This is a genomic window from Micromonospora sp. USAFONa4 (assembly GCF_057197825.1).
Genome location: NZ_CM170072.1, coordinates 418008 through 440314 on the forward strand (window position 1 = coordinate 418008; position 22307 = coordinate 440314).

Annotated in this window: 20 protein-coding genes; 9 read left to right on the forward strand and 11 right to left on the reverse strand. The window is 73.9% G+C overall.

The window, feature by feature from the left end; genetic code table 11:
• Window positions 1-119: 119 nt before the first annotated feature.
• Window positions 120-1685: an NAD(P)/FAD-dependent oxidoreductase gene (locus AC0OO9_RS01790; protein WP_484515033.1), complete on the forward strand. Its 1566-nt coding sequence runs from the start codon at window positions 120-122 to the stop codon at window positions 1683-1685.
• 84 nt (window positions 1686-1769) lie between these two features.
• Here the strand turns inward: AC0OO9_RS01790 and AC0OO9_RS01795 are convergent, their stop codons facing one another.
• The 3 genes from AC0OO9_RS01795 to AC0OO9_RS01805 form a co-directional block, all read right to left on the reverse strand.
• Window positions 1770-2468, reverse strand: a complete 699-nt coding sequence (locus AC0OO9_RS01795) for a class I SAM-dependent methyltransferase (protein WP_484515034.1) — start codon at window positions 2466-2468, stop codon at window positions 1770-1772.
• 112 nt (window positions 2469-2580) lie between these two features.
• Window positions 2581-3825 carry an RNA polymerase sigma factor gene (locus AC0OO9_RS01800; protein ID WP_484515036.1) on the reverse strand — a complete coding sequence of 415 codons (1245 nt, stop codon included), beginning with the start codon at window positions 3823-3825 and terminating at the stop codon, window positions 2581-2583.
• A gap of 156 nt (window positions 3826-3981) precedes the next feature.
• Entirely contained in the window at window positions 3982-4344 is a 363-nt protein-coding gene (locus tag AC0OO9_RS01805) for a YciI family protein (RefSeq protein WP_484515037.1), read from the reverse strand.
• Between the two features lie 223 nt (window positions 4345-4567).
• Here AC0OO9_RS01805 and AC0OO9_RS01810 point away from each other — a divergent pair, with 223 nt between their 5' ends.
• On the forward strand, window positions 4568-4855 hold the full coding sequence (locus AC0OO9_RS01810; RefSeq protein ID WP_231926050.1) for a hypothetical protein: 288 nt from the start codon (window positions 4568-4570) through the stop codon (window positions 4853-4855).
• Window positions 4856-4882: 27 nt separating this feature from the next.
• On the opposite strand, the gene AC0OO9_RS01815 is transcribed toward AC0OO9_RS01810, so the two are convergent.
• Window positions 4883-5323, reverse strand: coding sequence for a hypothetical protein (locus tag AC0OO9_RS01815; protein ID WP_484515038.1), 441 nt, complete (start codon window positions 5321-5323; stop codon window positions 4883-4885).
• A 119-nt stretch (window positions 5324-5442) separates the two neighbouring features.
• Between AC0OO9_RS01815 and AC0OO9_RS01820 the strand changes: the two genes are divergently transcribed.
• Window positions 5443-5940, forward strand: coding sequence for a DinB family protein (locus AC0OO9_RS01820; protein ID WP_484515039.1), 498 nt, complete (start codon window positions 5443-5445; stop codon window positions 5938-5940).
• Window positions 5941-6032: 92 nt separating this feature from the next.
• Window positions 6033-6518: a GNAT family N-acetyltransferase gene (locus AC0OO9_RS01825; protein ID WP_484515040.1), complete on the forward strand. Its 486-nt coding sequence runs from the start codon at window positions 6033-6035 to the stop codon at window positions 6516-6518.
• A gap of 64 nt (window positions 6519-6582) precedes the next feature.
• Here the strand turns inward: AC0OO9_RS01825 and AC0OO9_RS01830 are convergent, their stop codons facing one another.
• Together AC0OO9_RS01830 and AC0OO9_RS01835 are read right to left on the reverse strand one after the other, a co-directional pair.
• The gene (locus AC0OO9_RS01830) at window positions 6583-7428 is read right to left on the reverse strand and encodes a siderophore-interacting protein (RefSeq protein ID WP_484515042.1); all 846 of its coding nucleotides are present in this window, start codon (window positions 7426-7428) and stop codon (window positions 6583-6585) included.
• Window positions 7425-8462: an ABC transporter substrate-binding protein gene (locus AC0OO9_RS01835; protein ID WP_484515044.1), complete on the reverse strand. Its 1038-nt coding sequence runs from the start codon at window positions 8460-8462 to the stop codon at window positions 7425-7427. Before AC0OO9_RS01835 ends, AC0OO9_RS01830 begins: the two co-directional genes overlap by 4 nt.
• A 90-nt stretch (window positions 8463-8552) precedes the next feature.
• On the opposite strand from AC0OO9_RS01835, the gene AC0OO9_RS01840 reads away from it, so the two are divergent.
• The 4 genes from AC0OO9_RS01840 to AC0OO9_RS01855 all read left to right on the forward strand — a co-directional run bounded on the left by AC0OO9_RS01840 (window position 8553) and on the right by AC0OO9_RS01855 (window position 12193).
• Window positions 8553-9629: a FecCD family ABC transporter permease gene (locus AC0OO9_RS01840; RefSeq protein WP_484518118.1), complete on the forward strand. Its 1077-nt coding sequence runs from the start codon at window positions 8553-8555 to the stop codon at window positions 9627-9629.
• Window positions 9626-10651, forward strand: a complete 1026-nt coding sequence (locus AC0OO9_RS01845) for a FecCD family ABC transporter permease (protein WP_484515046.1) — start codon at window positions 9626-9628, stop codon at window positions 10649-10651. Before AC0OO9_RS01840 ends, AC0OO9_RS01845 begins: the two co-directional genes overlap by 4 nt.
• 47 nt (window positions 10652-10698) lie before the next feature.
• A complete protein-coding gene (locus AC0OO9_RS01850) occupies window positions 10699-11526 on the forward strand; it encodes an ABC transporter ATP-binding protein (RefSeq protein ID WP_484515047.1) in 828 nt (275 codons plus the stop codon).
• 100 nt (window positions 11527-11626) lie between these two features.
• A complete protein-coding gene (locus AC0OO9_RS01855; protein ID WP_484515049.1) occupies window positions 11627-12193 on the forward strand; it encodes a GNAT family N-acetyltransferase in 567 nt (188 codons plus the stop codon).
• 49 nt (window positions 12194-12242) lie between these two features.
• Here AC0OO9_RS01855 and AC0OO9_RS01860 read toward each other — a convergent pair whose 3' ends face one another.
• Together AC0OO9_RS01860 and AC0OO9_RS01865 are read right to left on the reverse strand one after the other, a co-directional pair.
• Window positions 12243-13853, reverse strand: a complete 1611-nt coding sequence (locus AC0OO9_RS01860) for a metallopeptidase domain-containing protein (RefSeq protein WP_421450397.1) — start codon at window positions 13851-13853, stop codon at window positions 12243-12245.
• A gap of 180 nt (window positions 13854-14033) precedes the next feature.
• Complete coding sequence (locus AC0OO9_RS01865; RefSeq protein ID WP_484518119.1) at window positions 14034-18587, reverse strand: HAMP domain-containing protein; 4554 nt, start codon at window positions 18585-18587, stop codon at window positions 14034-14036.
• Window positions 18588-18922: 335 nt separating this feature from the next.
• On the opposite strand from AC0OO9_RS01865, the gene AC0OO9_RS01870 reads away from it, so the two are divergent.
• Window positions 18923-20059 carry an FUSC family protein gene (locus AC0OO9_RS01870; RefSeq protein ID WP_484515051.1) on the forward strand — a complete coding sequence of 379 codons (1137 nt, stop codon included), beginning with the start codon at window positions 18923-18925 and terminating at the stop codon, window positions 20057-20059.
• Here the strand turns inward: AC0OO9_RS01870 and AC0OO9_RS01875 are convergent.
• Genes AC0OO9_RS01875 through AC0OO9_RS01885 form a run of 3 tightly spaced genes read right to left on the reverse strand, consistent with a single transcriptional unit; the run spans window position 20026 to window position 22302 of the window.
• On the reverse strand, window positions 20026-20718 hold the full coding sequence (locus AC0OO9_RS01875) for a RibD family protein (RefSeq protein WP_484515053.1): 693 nt from the start codon (window positions 20716-20718) through the stop codon (window positions 20026-20028). The two genes, AC0OO9_RS01870 and AC0OO9_RS01875, sit on opposite strands and share 34 nt — an antisense overlap.
• On the reverse strand, window positions 20711-21367 hold the full coding sequence (locus AC0OO9_RS01880; RefSeq protein ID WP_484515054.1) for a GTP cyclohydrolase II: 657 nt from the start codon (window positions 21365-21367) through the stop codon (window positions 20711-20713). The genes AC0OO9_RS01875 and AC0OO9_RS01880 overlap by 8 nt, the downstream gene beginning before the upstream one ends.
• Window positions 21368-21378: 11 nt before the next feature.
• Entirely contained in the window at window positions 21379-22302 is a 924-nt protein-coding gene (locus AC0OO9_RS01885; RefSeq protein WP_484518120.1) for a lysylphosphatidylglycerol synthase transmembrane domain-containing protein, read from the reverse strand.
• Window positions 22303-22307 lie beyond the last annotated feature (5 nt).

Sequence of the window (22307 nt, forward strand, 5' to 3'; positions counted from 1 at the left end):
GCGTCCCGGGCGCTCCGCCCGTCGGGGTGTCCCGGGAGCGGACGGGAATCCGGGGTGAGTTCGGGCCGGTGCCGGGTAAGCGGGCCGCCTCCGGGAGGCGGAAGCAGGGGGCGACGGGCATGGGCGAAGAGCACGGCACGGTGGTCATCGGCGCTGGACCGGCGGGCCTGACGGCGGCGTACGAGTTGCTCCGGCGCGACAGCGCGGTCCGGGTGTTCGAGGCCGACGAGGTGGTGGGCGGGATCAGCCGTACCGTCGAGCGGGACGGGTGGCGCTTCGACATCGGCGGGCACCGGTTCTTCACGAAGGTGGCCCGGGTCGAGGAGTTCTGGCACGAGATCCTGCCCGACGAGGACTTCCTGCTGCGGCCCCGGATGAGCCGGATCTACTACCGGGGCGCCCTGTTCGACTACCCGCTGAGCGCCGTCAACGCCCTGCGCAACCTCGGCGTGCGGGAGGCCGTGCTGTGCATGGGCTCGTACGCGCGGGCCCGGCTGCGCCCGCCCAAGGACCAGTCGCACTTCGAGGGCTGGGTCTCGGCCCGGTTCGGCTGGCGGCTCTACTCGATGTTCTTCAAGACGTACACCGAGAAGGTCTGGGGGATGCCGGCCGACCGGTTGCAGGCCGACTGGGCCGCCCAGCGGATCAAGAACCTGTCGCTGGCCAAGGCGGTCCGCAACGCGGTGCTGCCCCGACGCAACCGCAAGGACGTGACCAGCCTGATCGAGGAGTTCCAGTACCCGAAGCTCGGCCCGGGCATGATGTGGGAACGCTGCGCCGAGGAGGTGCGCCGGCGCGGGGGCCGGGTGGACACCGGCACCTGGGTGACCGCCGTGCACCGGGACCCGGAGCGCCGCCGGGCCGTCGCCGTGACCGTCAACGGGGCCGGCGGGCAACGTACCGAGCCGGCGGAGCACGTCGTCTCCTCGATGCCGATCTCCGAGCTGGTCGCCGCGCTGCGCCCGGCGGCCCCGCCGGAGGTGCTGGCCGCCGCGGCCGACCTGCGGTACCGGGACTTCCTGACCGTCGCGCTGGTGGTGCCGGAGGAGTTCTCGTTCCCGGACAACTGGATCTACGTGCACGACCCGGCGGTGCGGGTCGGCCGGATACAGAACTTCGGCTCCTGGTCGCCGCACCTGGTCAAGGACGGCCGCACCTGCCTCGGCCTGGAGTACTTCGTGTTCGAGGACGACGAGACCTGGCGTACGCCGGACGCCGAACTGGTCGTCGCCGCGACGGCCGAGCTGGAGCGGCTCGGCCTGGTCCGGCCGGGGGTGGTCGAGGCCGGGTACGTGGTGCGGATGCCGAAGGCGTACCCGGTCTACGACGAGCGCTACCAGCACAACGTCGACGTGATCCGGGACTGGCTGGCGCACGAGGTGCCCAACGTCCACCCGGTGGGCCGCAACGGCATGCACCGCTACAACAACCAGGACCACTCGATGCTGACGGCGATGCTCACCGCCGAGAACATCGCCTGCGGCACCCGGCACGACGTGTGGTCGGTCAACGTGGAGCAGGACTACCACGAGGAGTCGAGCCACGACGGGGACGGCCACCGGGGCACCGGCCGGGACGCGCCCGTCGTACCGGCCCGGCCCGCCGTCCCGGTCGGCACGACGCTCGACGGCACCGGCACCGGCGGCGGCCGGCCCGAACGGCCGGCCCACGTGCGCCTCGGCTGAGCCGCCGACCGCGCGTGTGGCACCGTCGGCGCCGGCCCGGAGGGGAAGGCCGGCGGTGGCGTGCGGCGGCGGACCGGCCCGGGCTCAGTGCGCTTCGAGGACGAAGAAGATGAAGCAGATGAACGTGGTGCGGTCCACGAGATGTGGCGGCAGGACCTCGCGCGGGGTCTCGGGAGACATGGGGGGTTCGCTGACGACCGAGAGGCGGAAGCCCGCGTCGGTGAACGCAGCCGTCATCGCGTGCAGCGGCCGGTGCCAGTAGGTCAGCTCCGCGGTGTGCCCGTCGAAGGTGTACTCCTCCGACCATCGCGCGAGGGCGAAGTAGTCGGCGTCCGGGTGCACCGCCGTGTAGACCATCGGGTGGTTCACGGACAGGATGAGGCGACCCCCCGGCCTCAGGACCCGTCGCAGCTCGGCCAGGGGCGCGGTCCAGTCCTCCAGGTAGTGCAGGACCAGGGAAGCGACGACGTCGTCGAACGCGCCGTCGGCGAAGGGCAGCGGCCCGCTGAGGTCGGCCACCAGCAGCGTGGCGTCCCCGCCCAGCCGCCGTCGGGCCAGCTCGACCATCGCGCGGCTGGAGTCGAAGCCGGTCACGACGGCCCCTCGCGCGCGAAGCGCCGCGGACAGGGGACCCGAGCCGCAGCCGGCGTCGAGGATCCGCCGGCCGGTCACGTCCCCGGCGAGCCCGATCATCGCGGGGCGCTCGTAGTAGCCGTTGATCAGGTTGGACTCGTTGTCCGCGCTGTAGCGCTCGGCGAAACTGTCGTAGTGGTCGGCCTTCACCAGGCTGGCTCCTCGGCGTCGCGGCAGGGGTCGAAAGCGCGATCCTGCCACGGTCGTCGAGCCACCACTGCCCCTGCCGCGCGCCGGTCGACGCGCTGGCTCCATGTGGGAGTCAGCCGGCGAGCTGGTCGCGGCGGCGGGTGAGGTAGGCCCGCTCCGCGGGGTTGCCGGCGAGACCGATGGCCCGGTCGTACGCGGTCCGCGACTCACCGCCGCGCCCGAGTCGCCGCAGCAGGTCGGCGCGCGCGGCGTGGAAGGCGTGGTAGCCGTCGAGGGCCTCGGCGAGCCGGTCGATCTCGGCGAGCCCGACGCCGGGGCCGTCGACCTCGGCGACCGCGACCGCCCGGTTGAGCCGCACGATCGGTGAGGGGTCGAGCAGCGACATGCGCCCGTAGAGGGCGACGATGGTGGACCAGTCGGTGTCCCGGGCGGACGGGGCGTCGGTGTGGACCGCGTTGATCGCGGCCTGCAGCTGGTAGCGCCCGGGTGGGTCGCCGCCGGTCGCCACCGCCTCGATCCGCTCGCGGAGGAGGGCGTTGCCCTCGGCGATGAGCGTGCGGTCCCAGGCGCCGCGGTCCTGCTCGGCGAGGGTCACCAGCTCCCCGGTGCGGGACACGCGCGCCGGCCGCCGGGCGTCGGTGAGGAGCATCAGGGCGAGCAGGCCGGCCACCTCGCCGTCGTCCGGGAGGAGGGTCCGGAGCAGGCGGCCGAGGCGGATCGCCTCCTCGGTGAGGTCGACGCGCACCGGGTCGTTCCCCTCGCTGGCGAGATAGCCCTCGTTGAAGACGAGGTAGACGACCGCGAGCACGCCGGCGAGCCGTTCGCGGATGTCGTCGGCCGAGGGCACCCGGTAGGGGATGTGCGCCGCCTTGATCTTCGCCTTGGCGCGGGTGATCCGTTGCGCCATGGTGGTCTCCCGCACCAGGAAGGCGCGGGCGATCTCGGGCACGGTGAGGCCGCCGAGCAGGCGCAGGGTGAGCGCCACCCGGGCCTCCGACGCGAGCGCGGGGTGGCAGCAGGTGAAGATCAGTCTGAGCCGGTCGTCGTCGACCGGGCCGGTCGGCTCGGCGGGGGTGTCGTCGTACATGATCCGGGCCGCCTGGTGTTTGGCGTCGCGCTGTGACTCGCGACGGAGCCGGTCGATCGCCTTGCGGGTCGCGGTGGTGGCGAGCCAACCGCCGGGATTGGACGGTACGCCCTCGCGCGGCCACCGCTCCGCGGCCGTCACGAACGCCTCGGCCGTCGCCTCCTCGGCGACGTCGAGATCGCCGAAACGGCGCGCGAGGCCGGCGACCACCCGCGCCCACTCCTCGTGGTGGGCACGGGTGATCGCCTGCTCGACGGTGAGAACGGTCATGGCTCCGGCAGCGCTCGGACGGATTCCCCGGTTCGGAAGGGACGCACCTCGACCGTACCGCGACACGCTCTCGATCCCTCGGCGGCGAGGGCCAGGGCCGCGTCGCGTGGACGGACAGCAGGTATCCGGGCACCACGCTCACTGCTCCCGGAGCCGTTACGCCGGGCGCGCCCCGGGGCCTCGGAACCGGTGCACCTCCTGCGGCCAGTCGAGCGCGGTCGCGAGCCGGCCGGCCCAGTATCGTGCCGCCTCGTCGTCAGGCACGTCCACGACGGCGAAGCCGCCGAGGTGCTCCTTGGTCTCGACGTACGGGCCGTCGGTGAAGACGGGCCTGCCGTCGACCGCTTCGACGCTGCACAGCGCGGTGGACCGGTCGAGCCCCCCGTTGCTGAAGAGCAGGACGCCCTCGGCCTGCATGTCCGCCATCACGGCCCAGCCGGCCCTGCTCTTCTCGCGAAGCTGCTCCGCCGTGTGTTCGGACACCCACTCGTCGTTGAAGGTGATCAGGTACTCCGTCATGTCGTCTCCTCTCGGTCCCGGACGAGGGCCTTACCCGGCTCCCCGTGTCCGGCGGCCCAGCCGCCGCCGCACACTGGTTCCACGAACGGCTACATCCTGATCCGACACCACGCCCGAAAATTCGAGCAGGTCCAGATCGCGGAACCGCAGCGCCGCCGCCATCGCGGCCCCGATCGTGCCCGCGGACACCCTCCGCGAGGCAGACGGGATAGCCTTGGCGCATATGGCTACCTATCGCAGCGCCTCAGTGCTTCTCTCCTCGGACGGCACCAGGACCCCTGGCACCGCCGCCCTTTTCGCCGAGCCCGCCCGCAGGGGTGGGACCCCGCCGTGGGCAGGTGACTTCCGGCCCGCCAACAGCGCCGGCAACGGCCCCAAGAACGCGGTCGGGAAGACCTTCACGTTGGAGCTTCCTGACGGCAGCACCGGCAAGGTCGTGGTCCAGGGCCTCAAGAGCGGGAAGGGGGGCGTCGTGCTGGCGTTGATGGGCGAGGACGCACCCCCCTTCTGATCAGAAGACAGGTTTTCTGGTCACCGGTCAGCGACGGCCGGTGGCCAGGGTGACGAGATACTGCCCGCCACCGGCGTCGATGCTCGCGGTCACCGGCAGTCCGGGCACCAGCCGGGAGAACCGGTCGACCAGCCAGTCCGCCGCCTCCTGGGCGTCCTTCCCGCTCGGGCAGCGGGCGACCAGCTCGCGACCGCCCTTGCGTTGTAGTCGCTCGGCGACGGTGATCAGGGGCGCGGGCTCCACCACGTGCAGGTGGTCCGGCCAGGCGATGACCACCTTGACCGCGCCCTTGCGGGTGTTGCAGGCCCGGTGCGCGAGTCGCTCGGCGACCTTGGCCTTCCTGTCGGCGGTGCGGCTGTCGACGCTGGGACCGCGCGGGTCGTTCACCGACATGTCGGCGTCGACCGGCTCGTCGCAGACCCAGCACCGCCAGCCGTCACGCCTCGCGACGTCATCGAGGGAACTCATCCGAGCAAACTAGCCTGCCAGCCGCCGCCCGACGACCGACCCGGCTGCGGCGAGCGCCGCCAGTCCGTCAGGGGCGAGGAGATCCCCTTCCCGGGCGCCGATCTGGAATGCTTCCCACCATGCCCTCCTACCCACCCACCTTCGCCGACCAGGTCGTCCACCAGCCGGCCCGGGCCCAGTTCGAGGCGTTCCTCGACGAGCACCGTCGCGCGCTCAACGGCTGCCTGGACGGGCTGACGGAGAAACAGGCGCGCCGGTCGTTGGTGGCCTCCCGGACCACACTGCTGGGCCTCGTGAAGCACGTGACCTTCGTCGAGAAGGTCTGGTTCGACGAGGCCGTCACGTGCCGGTCGCGCGCTGAGATCGGCATCCCCGCGACGCCGGACGAGTCGTTCATCCTCGAGGACGACGACACGATCGCCACCGTCCAGCGCGCACACCGCGAGGCCTGCGAGGCGTCACGCCGCGCGACGGCGTCCCTGGGTCTGGACGACATCCTGCCCGGGAACCGGCGCGGCCCGCTTCCGCTGCGGTGGGTGTATCTCCACGTGCTGCGCGAGCTCGCCCAGCACTGCGGGCACGCGGACATCCTCCGGGAGCAGCTCGTCGACGGGTAGTGCGCGGACGTCCGCCCCGCCGTCCCGGGCCGCACCCTCCCCGCCGGTAAACGCCTTGCCGCCGCGCCCGGGGCGTCCCTAGCATCCGCCGGATGCGGATCCGCGAGTTCCACGAGTCCGACTGGGCCCAGGTGTGGCCGATCGTCCAGGAGGTGGTCCGGGCGCGGGAGACCTTCCCCTACGACCCGGAGCTGACCGCCGAGCAGGCGTACGACATGTGGGTGGAGGCCGCGCCCGGCCGGACGGTCGTCGCGGTCGACGGCGACGCGGTGCTGGGCACCGCGAAGATGGGCACCAACCGCCCCGGGCCGGGCGCGCACGTCGCCACCGCGAGCTTCATGGTGGCCCGCGCGGCGCGCGGGCGGGGCGTGGGCACCGCGCTGTGCCGGCACGCCGTCGACTGGGCCTGCGGGCGGGGCTACGCCGGCATGCAGTTCAACGCCGTGGTGGCGAGCAACGTCACCGCCGTGGAGCTGTACCGGCGGGAGGGGTTCGACGTGGTGGGCACCGTGCCCGGCGCGTTCCGGCATCCCACCCTCGGCCGGGTGGGCCTGCACGTGATGTACCGCGAGTTCTGAGCGACCGGCCGGACGCCGCGCGCCGCGTCCCATCGGGGCGGGACGCGGCGCGCGGCGGGCATCGTCAGACGGCGGCCTTGGCGACGGCCTCGGCGCGCAGGTCCTCCTCGGAGGCGCCCCGGCGCCAGTAGCCGGAGAAGGTGACGTGGCGGCGGTCCAGGCCGCGCTCGCCGACGAGGTGCCGGCGCACCGAGCGCACCATCGAGGACTCGCCGGCGATCCAGGCGTACGGGCTGCCGGCCGGCAGCCGGGCGGCGCGCACCGCGTCCGCCAGCAGGGCGCTGCCGGGGGCGGTGGCGCCGCGCACGATCCAGCGCACCTCTGCCCGCGCCTCGGTGGGCAGTTCCTGGATGTCTCCCGCGTCGGGGACCTCGATCCAGGCCCGCACCGGGGTGCCCGGCGGCAGCCAGGCCAGGATCCCGGCGGCGGCCGGCAGCCCGGTCTCGTCGGCCACCAGCAGGACGGAGTCCGTGCCGACCGGGGGCCGGAAGCAGACGCTGCGGTTGTCGTGCACGGCCGGGCCGAGCAGCACCACCCGGTCGCCGGGCAGGGCGTGCCGGGCCCAGCGGGAGGCGGGGCCGGTGTCGCCGTGGCTGACGAAGTCGATGTCCACCTCGGCCACCTCGGGGCGCTGCTCCCGGATGGTGTACGAGCGCATCACGGCGCGCACGTCGGGGTCCATGGCCCGGTAGGCGCCGAACCAGTCCTCCCCCGCCCCGACGGGGAGCACCGGCTCGGGCTGACCGGGGTGCGGCAGGAACAGCGAGACGCTCTGGTCCCGGCCGCCGCCGGCGAAGTCGGCCAGCTCGGGCCCGCCGAAGGTGACCCGGACCAGGGAGGCGCCGACGCGGCGGGCGCCGACGACCTGCGCGGCGAAGAGGCGGTACTGCACGGCGACGGCGGTGGTCACGACGTGACCTTCTTCGCGCCCTTGATGGCGGTGGCCAGGTTCTCCAGCAGCGGCGCGGCGCCGGCGTACGAGAAACGGGGCACCGCGTCCCAGGCGGCGACCTGGTTGGCCTTGACCGCCGGCAGCTGCTGCCAGGTCGGCTTCGCGGCCAGGTCCTTGGGCTGCAGGGCGGTGCTGCGGTTGTCGAGCAGGAGCAGGTCGGCCGGGAACTTGCCCGCGTTCTCCCAGCTCAGCGCCTCGAAGTAGTCGCCGGCCTCCAGCTTGGTGGGGACGACGATGTCGACGCCCAGCTCGGCGAAGTACATCAGGTCGGTGCTGACCTTCGGGTTGGAGGCGTAGAACAGGTCGGGGCTGCCGGAGCAGGCGAGCACCTTGATGCCCGGGTTGTCCTTGACCGCCTGGCGGACCGACTCGGCGGCGGCCTCGAAGCGGGCCTTGGCGTCGGTGACCTTCTTGGCGGACAGGTCGGCGCCGAGGGACTCGGCGAGCTGCGCGTACCGCTCGATCGGCTTGGTCATCGGCACCCGCGCGGTGGTCACGGTGACGGTGGGGGCGAGCGGGAGGATCTTGCCCTTGCTCTCGTCCGGCACGTACCAGAAGGCGCCCGGGTCGTACATGTGGGTGACGAGCAGTTCGGGCCGCAGGGCGGCGTACTTCTCCAGGTTGAACTCGCCCCAGACGTTGCCGAGGATCTCCACGGACTCGACGTCGAGGTCGCCGGCCTGCGGGTCCTTGCTGCCGTCGGAGCGCTTGGTCTCGCCGAACACCCCGACGATCTGCTTGTCGAGCCCGAAGTCGACAAGCGCGGCGGCGACCCCCGTGAAGGCGACCACCCGGGTCGGCCGGGCGGGGGCGCTGACCTTCTCGTTGCGGTCGTCCGTGAACGACCACGGCCCGCCGGAGTCCTTGGCGGCAGGGGTGGCGGAGTCCTCGTCCCCGCCGCAGCCGGCGAGCAGGGCTGCCAGGGTGGCGGCGCCACCGGCGGCGAGCAGGCCCCGGCGGGAGAGGCGGCGGGCGGACACGGGATGCGGCATGGCGGTGTCTTTCGATCAGGGTCGGGCGAATGACCATGGACAGCGGGGTTAGGTTAACCTAACCTAAACGGCTGTCAAGTCCCGTTCGGAATTCCGCACCAATCGGAGCCCACACTGTCCGCCACCCTCTCCCCCCGCGTCGGCGCGCCGCCGGCACCGCCGGCCGTACGCCGGCCCGGCCGGTCCGCCCTGCGGGCCGCCGGGCTCGCGGCGTCGGTGTTGCTGCTCGCGGCCGTCGCGGTGCTCAGCATCGCCGTGGGCGCCAAACAGCTCCCCCTCACCGACGTGTGGCAGGGCCTGCTGGACCGCGACGCCGCCGAGTACGCCGTCGTGCACCGCATGCGGCTGCCGCGTACGCTGCTCGGCCTGCTCGCCGGGGCGGCGCTCGGCGTCGCCGGCGCGGTCATGCAGGCGCTGACCCGCAACCCGCTAGCCGACCCCGGCCTGCTCGGCATCAACGCCGGCGCGGCGGCGGCGGTGGCCACCGGGGCGCTGCTGTTCGGCATCGGCGGCGTCGGCGGGCAGGTGTGGTTCGCGCTGCTCGGCGCGGCCGCCGTCACCGCCGCCGTGTACGCCGTCGGCGGCGGGCGCGGGGCCACCCCCGCCCGGCTGGCGCTGGCCGGCGCGGCACTCAACGCCACCCTCTACTCGTACGTCAGCGCGGTGATGCTGATGGACACGGCCTCGCTGGAGCGGCTGCGGTTCTGGACGGTCGGCTCGCTGGCCAGCGCCGAACCGTCGACCGTCCGCACGGTCGCGCCGTTCATGGCGGCGGGCCTGCTGGTCGCCCTGGCCGTCGCCCGTCCGCTCAACGCCCTCGCCCTCGGCGACGACGCGGCGCGCGCGCTCGGCGCCCGCCCGGCCCTGGTCCGGGGCGCGGTCATCCTGGCGATCACGCTGCTCTGCGGCGCCGCCACCGCCGCCTGCGGGCCGATCGTCTTCGTCGGGCTGCTGGTGCCGCACCTGGTGCGCGCGCTCACCGGGCCGGACCTGCGCTGGCTGCTGCCGTACTGCGCGGTGCTGGCACCGGTGCTGCTGCTCGGCGCCGACGTGCTCGGGCGGGTGCTGAGCCGCCCCGGCGAGCTCCAGGTCGGGCTCGTGACCGCCGTGGCGGGCGGACCGCTCTTCCTCTGGCTGGTGCAGCGCGGACGGGTGGCCCACCCGTGATCACCCTGCGTACCCGCGGCCTGTCCCTGCGGCTGCGTCCCCGCGCCGTCGCCGTCGGCGTCACCTGCGTGCTGCTGGCCCTGGCGCTGGGCGTGCTCGCCATCGGCAGCGGCGACTACCCGGTGAGCCCCGCCGACGTGCTGCGCGCCCTCACCGGCCGGGGCACCCCGGCCGAGGAGTTCATCGTCACCGAGCTGCGGCTGCCCCGGGTGGTCACCGCCCTCTGCGTCGGCGCCGCGCTGGCGTTGGCCGGCGCGGTCTTCCAGTCCCTCGTACGCAACCCGCTCGGCAGCCCCGACATGCTCGGCTTCACCCAGGGCGCGGCCACCGGGGCGCTCGTCGTGGTGGTGCTCGGCGGCAGCAGCGTGGCGCTGGCCTCGTCGGCGGTGGTCGGCGGGCTGGTCACCGGCGCGCTGGTCTACGCGCTGTCCTGGCGGCGCGGCGTGCACGGGTACCGGCTGATCCTGGTCGGCATCGGCACCATGGCGATCCTCACCGGCGTCAACGGCTGGCTGCTCACCCGGGCCCCGCTGATGGACGCCGCCCGCGCCGTGCTCTGGCTCACCGGCAGCCTCGACGGTCGCGGCTGGTCGAACGCGCTGCCGCTGCTGATCGCGCTGGGCGTGCTGGTGCCCCTCATGCTGGCCGGCTACGGGCCGGCGATGCGGCTGGTCGAGATGGGCGACGACACCGCCGCCGCCCTCGGCGTACGCGTGGAGCGGCTGCGCCTCGTCGTGCTGGCGGCGGCGGTGCTGCTGGTCTCCCTCGCGGCGGCCGCCGCCGGGCCGGTGAACTTCGTGGCCCTCACCGCGCCGCACCTCGCGCGGCGGCTGACCCGGGCCCCCGGGCCGAACCTGCTGCCCTCGGCGGCCGTCGGCGCGGTCCTCCTGGTCGCCGCCGACCAGGTCGCGCTGCGGGCCTTCCCCGGGCACCAGCTGCCGGTCGGTGTGGTCACCGGCGTGCTCGGCGGCGCTTACCTGGTCTGGCTGCTGGCCACCGAGCGCCGGGCCGGCCGACTGTGACCGGGCGCGGCCGGCGGGCCACCCACGACGAGAACGGAGCACCGAGCATGCAGTCCCGGCTGAGCGGCACCGCGATGACCCTCGCCTACGAGCGGCGGACCATCGCGCAGGACCTGAGCGTCGCCGTGCCCGACCGGTCCTTCACGGTCATCATCGGCCCCAACGCCTGCGGCAAGTCCACCCTGCTGCGGGCCCTGTCCCGGCTGCTGAAGCCGGCCGCCGGGGCGGTCCTGCTCGACGGCGAGGACATCCACCGGCAGCCGGCCCGCAGCGTGGCACGCACCCTCGGCCTGCTGCCGCAGACGTCCATCGCGCCGGACGGCATCGGCGTGGCCGAACTCGTCGCCCGCGGCCGGTACCCGCACCAGGGGCTGCTGCGGCAGTGGTCGCGCGAGGACGAGCGGGTGGTCACCGAGTCGATGGCCGCCACCGGGGTGGCCGACCTGGCCGACCGGGCCGTCGACGAGCTCTCCGGCGGGCAGCGGCAGCGGGTGTGGATCGCGATGGCGCTGGCCCAGCAGACCCCCCTGCTGCTGCTCGACGAGCCGACCACCTACCTGGACATCGCCCACCAGATCGAGATCCTGGACCTCTGCGCCAGGCTGCACGAGGAGCAGGGCCGCACGCTGGTGGCGGTGCTGCACGACCTCAACCACGCCGCCCGCTACGCGACGCACCTGATCGCGATGCGTGAGGGAGAGGTGGTCGCCGCCGGCGTGCCCCGGGAGGTGGTCACCGCCGAGCTGGTCGAGGAGGTCTTCGGGCTGCCCTGCCGCGTGATCGACGACCCGGAGACCGGCACCCCGCTGGTGGTCCCCGCCGCCCGCCGCCGGGCCGCGGCGGTCACCGCCGCCGGCGGGAAGGTGGGCGGGTGACGAGCGTTCGCGCCGGCGGCCCGGGCCGCCGGCCGGCCCGCGCCGCGCCGCGGCCCGATCTACTCGCGCATCGACCGGAATCACCGTACGGTGGCACACGATGCGTGATCTCGCCAGCACCTACCGACAGGACGTCGACGGCTTCGGCCGGGTGACGATCCGCCCCGTCGACCCCGACACCGACATCGACCTGATCCACGGCTGGGTCAGCCAGGAACGCGCCCGATTCTGGGGCATGCGCGACGCCGGCCGGGACCGGGTCGAGGAAATCTACCGCTACCTCGACTCGCTGCCCACCCACCACGCCTGGCTGACCCACCGCGACGGCACACCGGTGGCGCTGTTCCAGACCTACGAGCCGAACGCCGACCCGGTCGGCGAGTGCTACCCGGTCCAGCCCGGCGACCACGGGGCCCACCTGCTGATCGGCCCGCCCGGCGCGGTCGAGCGGGGCTTCACCGGCACCCTGTTGCGCGTGTTCCTCGACTTCGTCTTCGCCGACCCGCGACACCGGCGCGTCGTGATGGAGCCGGACGCGCGCAACGACAAGGCGGTCGAGCGGCTCCTGCGCACCGGCTTCGTGGCCGGCCCGCTGGTCGACGTCAACGGCAAGCGGGCCCGGCTGCTCTTCCTCGACCGGGAGACGTTCGAGGCCGGCCGGCCCTGAGACGCGCGACGCTCCCCGGGCGGTCGCCCGCCCGGGGAGCGTCGAGGGCTCAGCCGCCCGGTCGCAGCACCCGGCCCGGGCCCGCGACGTTGTCCGCCGCGGCCTGGCTGCGCTGGGTGCCGGTGACGCAGACGTCGTCACCGAGGAACGCCTCGCGCCACACGTAGCCGGCGACGCAGGTGTGCGGGCCGTACGGGCCGTTGACCCAGCGGCTCGTGGCGACGGCGTTGTCCGCGAGCACCTGGGAGCGGGTCGTCCCGGTGACGCAGACGTAGTCGGACTGGTCGGCGTCGCGCCAGACGTACCCGCTGACGCAGGTGTTCGGCCCGGCGACCAGGCGCGCCGGGTTGCGGCGGCTCGCCGCAGCGGCGTTGTCCGAGGCGGCCTGGGTGCGCTGGGCGCCGGTCACGCAGACGTCGTCACCGGAGTACGCCTCCCGCCACACGTAGCCGGAGATGCAGGTGTGCGGGCCGTACGCGCCGTTCGTCCAGCGGCTCGGGGCCGCCGCGTTGTCCGCCCACACCTGGCTGCGGGTGGCCCCGGTGACGCAGACCATGTCGCCCGGCCGGGCCTCCCGCCAGACGTACCCCTGCAGGCAGCGGTTCACCACGTCCGTGGTGACGGTGACCGAGGCGGAGTTGCCCGAGATCCAGTTCACGCCGATCTGCACCCCGTTGGCGTTGAGCGACTGGGCCGGACCGCCGCCGGGCCCGGTACGCAGCAGCGTGGGCGTGCCGTTGCGGACCTCGTGCAGCAGGACCGTGTCGGCCGGGATGCCGGCGCTCCAGCCGGTCTTCCGGCGGAACTCCACCGTGTAGTAATGGAACGTGTCGGCGGGGTCGAACGGGATCCGGACCAGTTGCGGGCCGCTCGCCGAGGGCACCTCCAGCGGCGCCAACGTGATGCTCCGCGAGCCCACCCCGTCGGCGGCCATGGTGAACACCCGGTTCTTCGGCAGCCAGCCCAGCTCGTCGCGGTGGAACGCGTTGAGCCCGACCGCGCTCGTGCCGTAGTTCGCCGTGGCGAAGGCGTAGATGTGCATCGCGCTCATCTCGTCCCACGGGTCGTCGTACTCGCCCGGCTGGGACCACGGCGCGTTCTGGTAGGTGGTGTCGTTGGAGAACGAGTGCCCCAGGTTGTAGCCGTGCAGCATCTCGTGGGCGGCGAAGCCGACGTTCCAGGCGCCCGGGTCGAGCAGCACCCGCCCGCCGGCGGCCCCGGAGTCGACCCAGTCGTTCAGCATGACGGCGGTGCGGTGCCCGGCGGGGACGGTGTAGCCGTTGGCCGCGGCGGTGTCGACGCAGCGCTGGATGCGGGTGCCGCGGTCGATCGACTGAAACTGCGCCAGGGTGTACGGCATCGTGTACCAGCCCCGGACCGCCGAGCCGGCCAGCGAGACCCGGCCACCGGACTGGTCTGCCAGGTAGTCCGCCACCCCGGAGGTGCCGAGACCGGCGTCGGTGAGGAAGTTGGCGAAGAACGACGGGGTCTTCGGCTCAGCCGGCTTGTCGCTGAACTTGCAGAGCAGCACCGACCAGGGGGTGTTGTTGCGGATCGGGCTGGCCGCCGCCGGTCCCGTCGTCGCCACCACCGTCCCGATGACGGCGCAGCTGAGCGCCACGGTCGCCGTGGCGACGCGGCGCAGCAGGTTGGGTCCCACTCGCACTCTCCGTTTCCGTCGGCCCGCCCGGTGCGGACCAGTGGGAGACATGGGAGCACCCGGCGTCACCGCACGGATGCGGCAAGTCGCATTGGCGACGGGCCGAAATCCGACTCGCCCCGCCCCCGCCGCCGGGACCGGCAGTGGGGGCGGAGCTGCCCGGGGGTGCGGCGGGACGCCTCAGCCGTGCAGCCAGCGGTGGATGCACTGCAACAGGTCGGCGGCGTCGACCGGCTTCGTGACGTAGTCGCTGGCGCCGGAGGAGATGCTCTTCTCCCGGTCGCCGTGCATGGCCTTCGCGGTCACCGCGATGATCGGCAGGTCGGCGTAGCGGGGCATGGCGCGGATGGCCGCCGTCGCGGCGTAGCCGTCCATCTCCGGCATCATCACGTCCATCAGCACGAGGTCGATGTCGTCGTGGCGCATCAGCGTCTCGATGCCCTGCCGGCCGTTCTCCGCGTACACCACGTCGAGCCCGTGCAGCTCCAGGATGTTGGTCAGCGCGAAGACGTTGCGCGCGTCGTCGTCCACCACCAGCACCTTGCGCCCGGCCAGGTCGCCGGGCAGGGCGTCGACGACGGGACGGACGTCGGGCAGCACCGGGGCGAACGGCAGCACCCGCTCCGGCGTCACCGCCGTGAGGTGCAGGGCGATCCGCTCGCGCAGGTCGTCCAGGCTGCGCAGGACCTCCAGCGGTCGCTCGTGGGCCAGCGCCTGCACCAGGGCCTGCGAGCCGGCCGGCAGCGGGTGTCCGTGGTACGCCAGCACGGGCACCCCGCGCAGCGCCGGATCGTCGTGCAGCGCCTTCAGCAGGTTCGTGCCGCCGTCGTCGGGCAGGTCGAGCTGGAGCACCAGGACGTGGTGCCGCCCGGTGGCGAGCGCCTCGACCGCCGATGCCACGTCCACCGCGGTGGAGATCTCCACCGGCGGGTGGGCGTCGCCCAGGTCCGCCGCGACGCCCTGGGCGAGCAGCGTCAGCAGCCCCTTGTCGTGGCGCTCCAGCACCAGCATCCGGCGGACCTCGCCGGGCTGGAGGGTCACGGCCGGCGGCAGCGTGGCCGGCGGCGCCCACGGCAGGGTGGCCGGCGGCGTCCACGGCAGCGTGGCCTGCGGCGCCCAGGGCAGCGCGCCGGCACGGCCCGCAGCCGGCAACGCGCCGCCCGGGCGATCGTCCGTGACCGCCGCGTCGCCGGTCCCGGCGGGCACCGGCCCGACGGGCAGGTAGAGGGTGAACGTGCTGCCCTGGCCGAGCACGCTGCGCGCCTGGATCCGGCCGCCGAGCAGGTGGGCGATCTCCCGGCTGATGGACAGCCCGAGGCCCGTGCCCCCGTACCGCCGGCTGGTCGTGCCGTCGGCCTGCTGGAAGGCGTCGAAGATCGCGGTCAGGTGCTGCTCGGCGATGCCGATGCCGGTGTCGATCACCCGGAACGCGAGGACGACGTCCGTCTGGGCGAGCCCCTCCGGCAGCTCGTCCGGCGCGGCCCGCTCGATGCGCAGCCGCACCCGCCCCTTCTCGGTGAACTTGACCGCGTTGGAGACCAGGTTGCGCAGCACCTGCCGCAGCCGCTGCTCGTCGGTGTGCAGCTCGGCCGGCACGCCCGGCCCGGTGCTGATCTCCAGCTCCAGGCCCCGGGGCGTGGTCAGCGGCCGGAAGGTGGCGTCGACGTAGTCGCGCAGCGCGGCCAGCTCGAACGTCTCCGGGTTGATGTCCATCTTCCCGGCCTCCACCTTGGACAGGTCGAGGATGTCGTTGATGAGCTGGAGCAGGTCAGTGCCGGCCGAGTGGATGACCGTCGCGTACTCCACCTGCTTGGCGGTCAGGTTGCGGTTCGGGTTCTGCGCGAGCAGCTGGGCGAGGATGAGCAGCGAGTTCAGCGGCGTACGCAGCTCGTGGCTCATGTTCGCGAGGAACTCCGACTTGTACTTGGAGGCGAGGGCGAGCTGCTGGGCGCGGGCCTCCAGCTCCTGCCGGGCCTGCTCGATCTCGGAGTTCTTCGTCTCGATGTCGTGGTTCTGCCGGGCCAGCAGGGCCGCCTTGTCCTCCAGCTCGGCGTTTGAGCGCTGGAGCTCCTCGGAGCGGGCCTGCAACTCCTCCGAGCGGGCCTGCAACTCCGCGGCGAGGCGCTGCGACTCGGTGAGCAGCACGTCGGTACGGGCGTTGGCGACGATGGTGTTGACGTTCACGCCGATGGTCTCGGTCAGCTGGTCGAGGAAGTCGCGCTGCACCTCCGTGAAGCGGCTCATGCTGGCCAGCTCGATGACGCCGAGCACCTGGTCCTCGAAGAGGATCGGCAGCACCACCAGGTGCAGCGGGGCGGCGGCGCCGAGGCTGGAGGAGACGGTGACGTAGTCGGCCGGCACGGTGTCCACCACGATGGCCCGCTTGCTCACCGCGGCCTGCCCGACGAGGGAGTCGCCGAGGGCGTACCGGCGGCCGGAGGTGTCGTGGCCGTACCCGCCGACGACCCGCAGGCCGGTCCCGCCGGGGCCGTCGTCCACCAGCAGGAACGTGCCGAGCTGCGCGGAGACCAGCGGGGCCAGCTCGTTCATCACCAGACCGGCGACCACGTCCAGGTCGCGGTGGCCCTGCATCAGGCCGGCGATGCGGGCCAGGTTGGTCTTGAGCCAGTCCTGTTCCTGGTTGGTGCGGGTGGTCTCGCGCAACGACTCCACCATCGAGTTGATGTTGTCCTTCAGCTCGCCGACCTCGCCGGGGGCGTCCACGGTGATGGAGCGGGTCAGGTCGCCGGTGGCCACGGCGCTTGTCACCTCGGCGATGGCTCGTACCTGGCGGGTGAGGTTCCCGGCCAGCTCGTTGACGTTCTCGGTGAGCCGCTTCCAGGTGCCGGAGACGCCCTCGACCTCGGCCTGGCCGCCGAGGCGCCCCTCGCTGCCGACCTCCCGGGCCACCCGGGTCACCTCGGCCGCGAACGACGACAGCTGGTCCACCATCGTGTTGATGGTGGTCTTCAGCTCCAGGATCTCGCCGCGCGCGTCGACGTCGATCTTCTTGGTCAGGTCGCCCTGGGCCACGGCGGTGGTGACCTGGGCGATGTTGCGGACCTGGCCGGTGAGGTTGTTCGCCATCGAGTTGACGTTGTCGGTGAGGTCCTTCCACGTGCCGGCCACGTTCGGCACCCGCGCCTGGCCGCCGAGGCGCCCCTCGGTGCCCACCTCACGGGCCACCCGCGTCACCTCGTCGGCGAACGCGCCGAGCGTGCCGACCATCGTGTTGATGGTCTGGGCGAGCACGGCCACCTCGCCCTTGGCCTCCACGGTGATCTGCCGGCTCAGGTCGCCCTGGGCGACGGCGGTGGCGACCAGCGCGATCGAGCGCACCTGGTTGGTGAGGTTGTTGGCCATCTCGTTGACGTTGTCGGTGAGGTCCTTCCAGGTGCCGGCCACGTTGGACACCCGGGCCTGGCCGCCGAGGCGGCCCTCGGTGCCCACCTCCCGGGCCACCCGGGTCACCTCGTCGGCGAACGCGGAGAGCTGGTCGACCATCGTGTTGATGGTCTCCTTCAGCGCCAGGATCTCGCCGCGCGCGTCGACCCTGATCTTCTGCGTCAGGTCGCCCTTCGCCACGGCGGTGGTCACCTCGGCGATGCTGCGCACCTGGGCGGTGAGGTTGTCCGCCATGACGTTGACCGACTCGGTGAGGTCCTTCCAGGTGCCGGAGACGCCCTTGACGTCCGCCTGGCCGCCGAGGCGCCCCTCGGTGCCCACCTCCCGGGCCACCCGCGTCACCTCGTCGGCGAACGACGACAACTGGTCCACCATCGTGTTGATGGTGTTCTTCAGCTCCAGGATCTCGCCGTGCGCCGTGACGGTGATCTTCTGCGACAGGTCGCCCCGGGCCACCGCCGTGGCCACCTGCGCGATGCTGCGCACCTGGTCGGTGAGGTTGACCGCCATCGAGTTCACCGAGTCGGTGAGGTCACGCCAGGTGCCGGCCACGCCGCTGACCTGGGCCTGACCGCCGAGCCGCCCGTCGGTGCCGACCTCGCGGGCCACCCGCGTCACCTCGTCGGCGAACGACGACAACTGGTCCACCATCGTGTTGATGGTGCTCTTGAGCTCCAGGATCTCGCCCCGGGCGTCGACGGTGATCTTCTGCGACAGGTCGCCCCGGGCCACCGCCGTGGTGACCTGGGCGATGTTGCGGACCTGGCTGGTCAGGTTGCCGGCCATGAAGTTCACCGAGTCGGTGAGGTCGCGCCAGGTGCCGGCCACGCCGGGCACCTCGGCCTGGCCGCCGAGGCGGCCCTCGCTGCCGACCTCCCGGGCCACCCGCGTCACCTCGTCGGCGAACGACGACAACTGGTCCACCATCGTGTTGATGGTGATCTTCAGCTCCAGGATCTCGCCGCGCACGTCCACGGTGATCTTCTGCGACAGGTCGCCCCGGGCCACCGCCGTGGCCACCTCGGCGATGTCGCGGACCTGGTCGGTCAGGTTGCCCGCCATGGCGTTGACGGAGTCGGTGAGGTCCTTCCAGGTGCCCGACACCCCGGGCACCTCGGCCTGGCCGCCCAGCTGCCCCTCGGTGCCGACCTCCCGGGCCACCCGGGTCACCTCGGAGGTGAACAGCGACAACTGGTCGACCATGCCGTTGAAGACCGTGGCGATCTCCCCGAGCAGGCCGTCGGCGTCCTCCGGCAGCCGCGTGCCGAAGTCACCGTCGCGCACCGCCGTCAGGCCGGCCAGCAGCTGCCGGAGCCCCGGGTCGGCCATCGCCGCGGCCCCTCCGGTCGCCGGGTTGCGCCGCGACGCCGTCTTCTCGACCACCACAACCACCTCGCGCAGCAGCCGGGGGCCCGCCCGCCGGCACAACATCGACCGCGCAAGTATGCACAGGTCGATCGCCGCACGCGCGCCGGCCGGCACGCCGCGCCGCCCGCCGCCCGGCGGCTGCGCGCCGGCACGGTTACCAGGGGCGCGGCGCGGGTAGAGGCGACCCTCGAACCGGTCCGACCGGAACGGGGGGCTCGCCGGGGCGGTCCTCGGCGCCGGCCCGGCGAGCGGGTCCGGTGTGGAGCGCGCCCCGACCGGAAGAGGGGGTGCCGACGGTGCGACAGTGGTGGCGGGGCGCACGCGGGCGGATCCGCGACGACGGCATGACCGTGGTCGAGCTGACCCTCGCCGCGACCGTCGCCTGGATGCTGGCCGCGCGGGTGATCGGCCACCCGGACCCGTTCTTCGCGCCCACGGCCGCGCTGGTCGTGCTGGGCGAGGCACGGGGGCGGCGGGTCCGGCAGACGGTGGAGATCCTGCTCGGGGTCGCGGCCGGGGTGCTCGTCGCCGAACTGCTGGTGTACGCGCTCGGCCCCGGCACCGGCACCGTCTTCCTGGTGCTGCTGCTGACCACCGGCCTGATGGTGGCGATCGGGGCCCGCACCACCCTCGTGGTGCAGGCGGCGGTCTCCGCGATGTACCTGGTGGCGGTCGCCGCGCCCAGCGGCACGCTGATGCCCTTCCGGTTCGTCGACGCGCTGATCGGCGGCGCGGTCGCGCTGGCCGCGAGCCAGCTCCTGGCGGCCCGCGACCCCCTCGCCCCGCTGGTGCGGGAGGCCCGGCAGAGCTTCGCCGACCTCGCCGAGGTGCTCGACGCGCTCGACGACGCGCTCGCCCGCTGCGACGAGACCGCCGCCCGGACGGCGCTGGACCGGGCCCGGGAGCTGGACGACTGCGTGGACCGGCTGCGCACGGCGGTCCGGGCCACCGGGGAGACGCTGCGGTTCCGGGTCCGCCGGCGGCGGCACGTCGGGCAGGTACGGGAGGTGGAGGCGACCGCCCGGCAGCTGGACTACGCCGTGCGCAACGTCCGGGTCCTGGCCCGCGCCGGGGTGACGCTGACCCGGCTGTGCGCCGACACGCCGCCGGAGCTGGGCGACGCGATCCCCGCCCTGGCCGCCGCCGTACGCGCCGCTGGCGAGTCCGTCGCGACGGACCTGACCGGCGAGGACGCCGCCCGGCACGCCGCCCGGGCCGACGAGGCGGCCATGACCGCGGTCCGGGTCGCCGGCCGGCTGCTCGCGTCCGACCCGGCGCTGCCCGTCACGATGATCGTCGGCCAGATCCGGGCGACCGCCATCGACCTGCTGCGCGGCGTCGGCCACGACGACGTCGCCGTGCTGGAGCGGGTCGACGAGGCGCTCGGGGTGGTGCCCGCTCAGGTGACGTCGCAGCGCTCCGAGAGCGCGTAGCGGACCAGCACGACGTCGCCGATCTGGCGGGTCTCCGCCACCCGCGCCCGGCGGCCGGGATGCCAGGGGAAGCTCCCGTCGCCGACGAACCGGGGCGCCCGCCCGTCACCGACGAAGAACGGGGCCAGGACCAGGTGCAGCTCGTCGGCGAGGCCGGCGGTGAGGAACTGCCCGAGCACGCTCGCCCCGCCCTCCACCATCAGCCGGTCCACCCCCCGGCCGGCCAGGTCCGCCAGCAGCCACGCCGGCTCCACCGGCTCGCCCGCGTCCACGACGGTGGCCCGGCCCGCCAGCCGCTCCCCCGTCTTCGCCACGGCGGGGGTGGCACAGTAGACGATCCGGTCGGCGTCGCCGGTGGTGAAGAAGCGGGCCGTCGGGTCCAGGTCGCCGCAGCCGGTCACCGTCACCTTGGTCGGGGAACTGGGCAGGCCCCGCGCGACGCGCTCGGCGCGCCGCCGGGCGGAACGGACCACCAGCCGCGGGTCGTCGCGACGGACCGTGCCCGCGCCGACCAGGATCGCGTCGCAGCCCGCCCGGACCGCGTCGACCCGGTCCAGGTCGGCCTCGTTGGACAGCAGCAGCCGCTGCCCGCTCGCGTCGTCGAGGTAGCCGTCCATCGACGTGGCGCAGCTGAGCAGGACGTACGGGCGGTCAGTCACGGACGAGGGGCAGGTCGAGGGCGTGCCCGCCACGCCCGGCCTTCGCCGCCAGGTAGCCGGCGTTCGCCGGGGACAGGTGCACCCCGGTGGGTACGCGCGCGGTGACCGTCACCCCGAGCCGCTGAAGCTGTGCGGCCTTGTCCGGGTTGTTGCTCAGCAGGGCGGCCCGGTCCACGCCCAGGGCGGCGAGCATCTGCGCGGCCACGGTGTAGTCCCGCTCGTCCGGCTCGTGGCCCAGCGCCAGGTTCGCCTCGTAGGTGTCCAGCCCGGCGTCCTGCAACGCGTACGCGTCGAGCTTGGCGTACAGGCCGATGCCGCGTCCCTCCTGCCGCAGGTAGAGCAGGTAGCCGCCGGCGTCGGCGATGCGTTCGACCGCCTCGCGCAGTTGGGGGCCGCAGTCGCAGCGCCGGCTGCCGAACACGTCCCCGGTCAGGCACTCGCTGTGCGGGCGGACCAGCGGCGGTGACGGGCGCGCCGTGGCCCCGTCGACGGGGCCGGCCCGGTCACCCAGCCCGAACGCGAGGTGCTCCCGGCCGTCGACGAGACCGTCGAAGGAGAACACCCGGGCGGTGGTGAGGTATCCGTCGGGGAACCGCAGCGGCACGGTGACCTGCGTACGGACCGTGGCGGTGGGCGGGGATTCGGACATCGGGCTCCTCGTCAGAGGGTGCCGGCGGGCACGCGGGCACGGCGGACCAGCAGGACGGCGGCGCCGGGCAGGCTGGCGGCGAGCACCAGGACCCCGTACACCGTGGCGGTGGCGACGCCCTCGGCGGCGCTCAGGCCGGCGGCGCCGAACGCCCACGCGGCCACGCCCTCGCGGGGGCCGAAGCCGGCGACGTTCACCGGCACCCCCATGGCCAGCAGCGCCAGCAGGGTCAGCGGCACCAGCAGGGTCAGCGGCGCGGTGGAGCCGGCGGTGCGCGCGGCCAGCACGAACGTCGCGAGGTGGCCGGCGACGGCCACGGTGGAGGCCACGAGCACGCCCAGCCAGGCGCGGCGGCCGAGCAGCCCGGCGCGCACGTCGGCCACCGCCGCACGCGCCGCCCGCGCCCACCGCGACGGCCCGGCGGCGGGCAGGGCGCGGGCCAGCAGGACGACGCCCAGCCCGGCGACAACCAGCAGCGCCGCCACCGCCGGCAGGTGGGGCCGCACCGGCGACGGGAACGCGGCGAGCACGACCACCGCCACGGCGGCCAGCACGACCTGCCCGGCGACGCGTTCCCACAGCACCGCGCGCACCCCCCGGCCGACGTCGCCGACGTCGCGGCCGTGCCGCACCGCCCGGTGCACGTCGCCGAGCACACCGCCAGGGAGAGTCGAGTTCAGGAACACCGCCCGGTAGCAGTGCGCGAGCGCCGCCGGCAGCGGCAGCCGCACCCCCAGCCCGTTGGCCACGAGGCTCCACCGCCAGGCGCAGCAGCCCGTCGTCAGCGCTCCGATGGCGACGGCGGCGGCCAGCGCCGGGCCGTCGACCAGGCGGATCCCGGCGAGGAACGGGCCGGCGCCCAGCCAGCCCAGCAGCACGGCCAGCACGCCCCCGCCACCGAGCGTCCGCGCCCACGGCCAGCACCGGCGCGCCACCGGCC

Coding starts and splice junctions, on each gene's coding strand:
- AC0OO9_RS01880 (WP_484515054.1), bottom strand. CDS start 21,367: ATGTCCGAATCCCCGCCCACCGCCACGGTCCGTACGCAGGTCACCGTG.
- AC0OO9_RS01805 (WP_484515037.1), bottom strand. CDS start 4,344: ATGACGGAGTACCTGATCACCTTCAACGACGAGTGGGTGTCCGAACAC.
- AC0OO9_RS01790 (WP_484515033.1), top strand. CDS start 120: ATGGGCGAAGAGCACGGCACGGTGGTCATCGGCGCTGGACCGGCGGGC.
- AC0OO9_RS01825 (WP_484515040.1), top strand. CDS start 6,033: ATGCGGATCCGCGAGTTCCACGAGTCCGACTGGGCCCAGGTGTGGCCG.
- AC0OO9_RS01865 (WP_484518119.1), bottom strand. CDS start 18,587: ATGGCCGACCCGGGGCTCCGGCAGCTGCTGGCCGGCCTGACGGCGGTG.
- AC0OO9_RS01815 (WP_484515038.1), bottom strand. CDS start 5,323: ATGAGTTCCCTCGATGACGTCGCGAGGCGTGACGGCTGGCGGTGCTGG.
- AC0OO9_RS01810 (WP_231926050.1), top strand. CDS start 4,568: ATGGCTACCTATCGCAGCGCCTCAGTGCTTCTCTCCTCGGACGGCACC.
- AC0OO9_RS01820 (WP_484515039.1), top strand. CDS start 5,443: ATGCCCTCCTACCCACCCACCTTCGCCGACCAGGTCGTCCACCAGCCG.
- AC0OO9_RS01855 (WP_484515049.1), top strand. CDS start 11,627: ATGCGTGATCTCGCCAGCACCTACCGACAGGACGTCGACGGCTTCGGC.
- AC0OO9_RS01850 (WP_484515047.1), top strand. CDS start 10,699: ATGCAGTCCCGGCTGAGCGGCACCGCGATGACCCTCGCCTACGAGCGG.
- AC0OO9_RS01835 (WP_484515044.1), bottom strand. CDS start 8,462: ATGCCGCATCCCGTGTCCGCCCGCCGCCTCTCCCGCCGGGGCCTGCTC.
- AC0OO9_RS01800 (WP_484515036.1), bottom strand. CDS start 3,825: ATGACCGTTCTCACCGTCGAGCAGGCGATCACCCGTGCCCACCACGAG.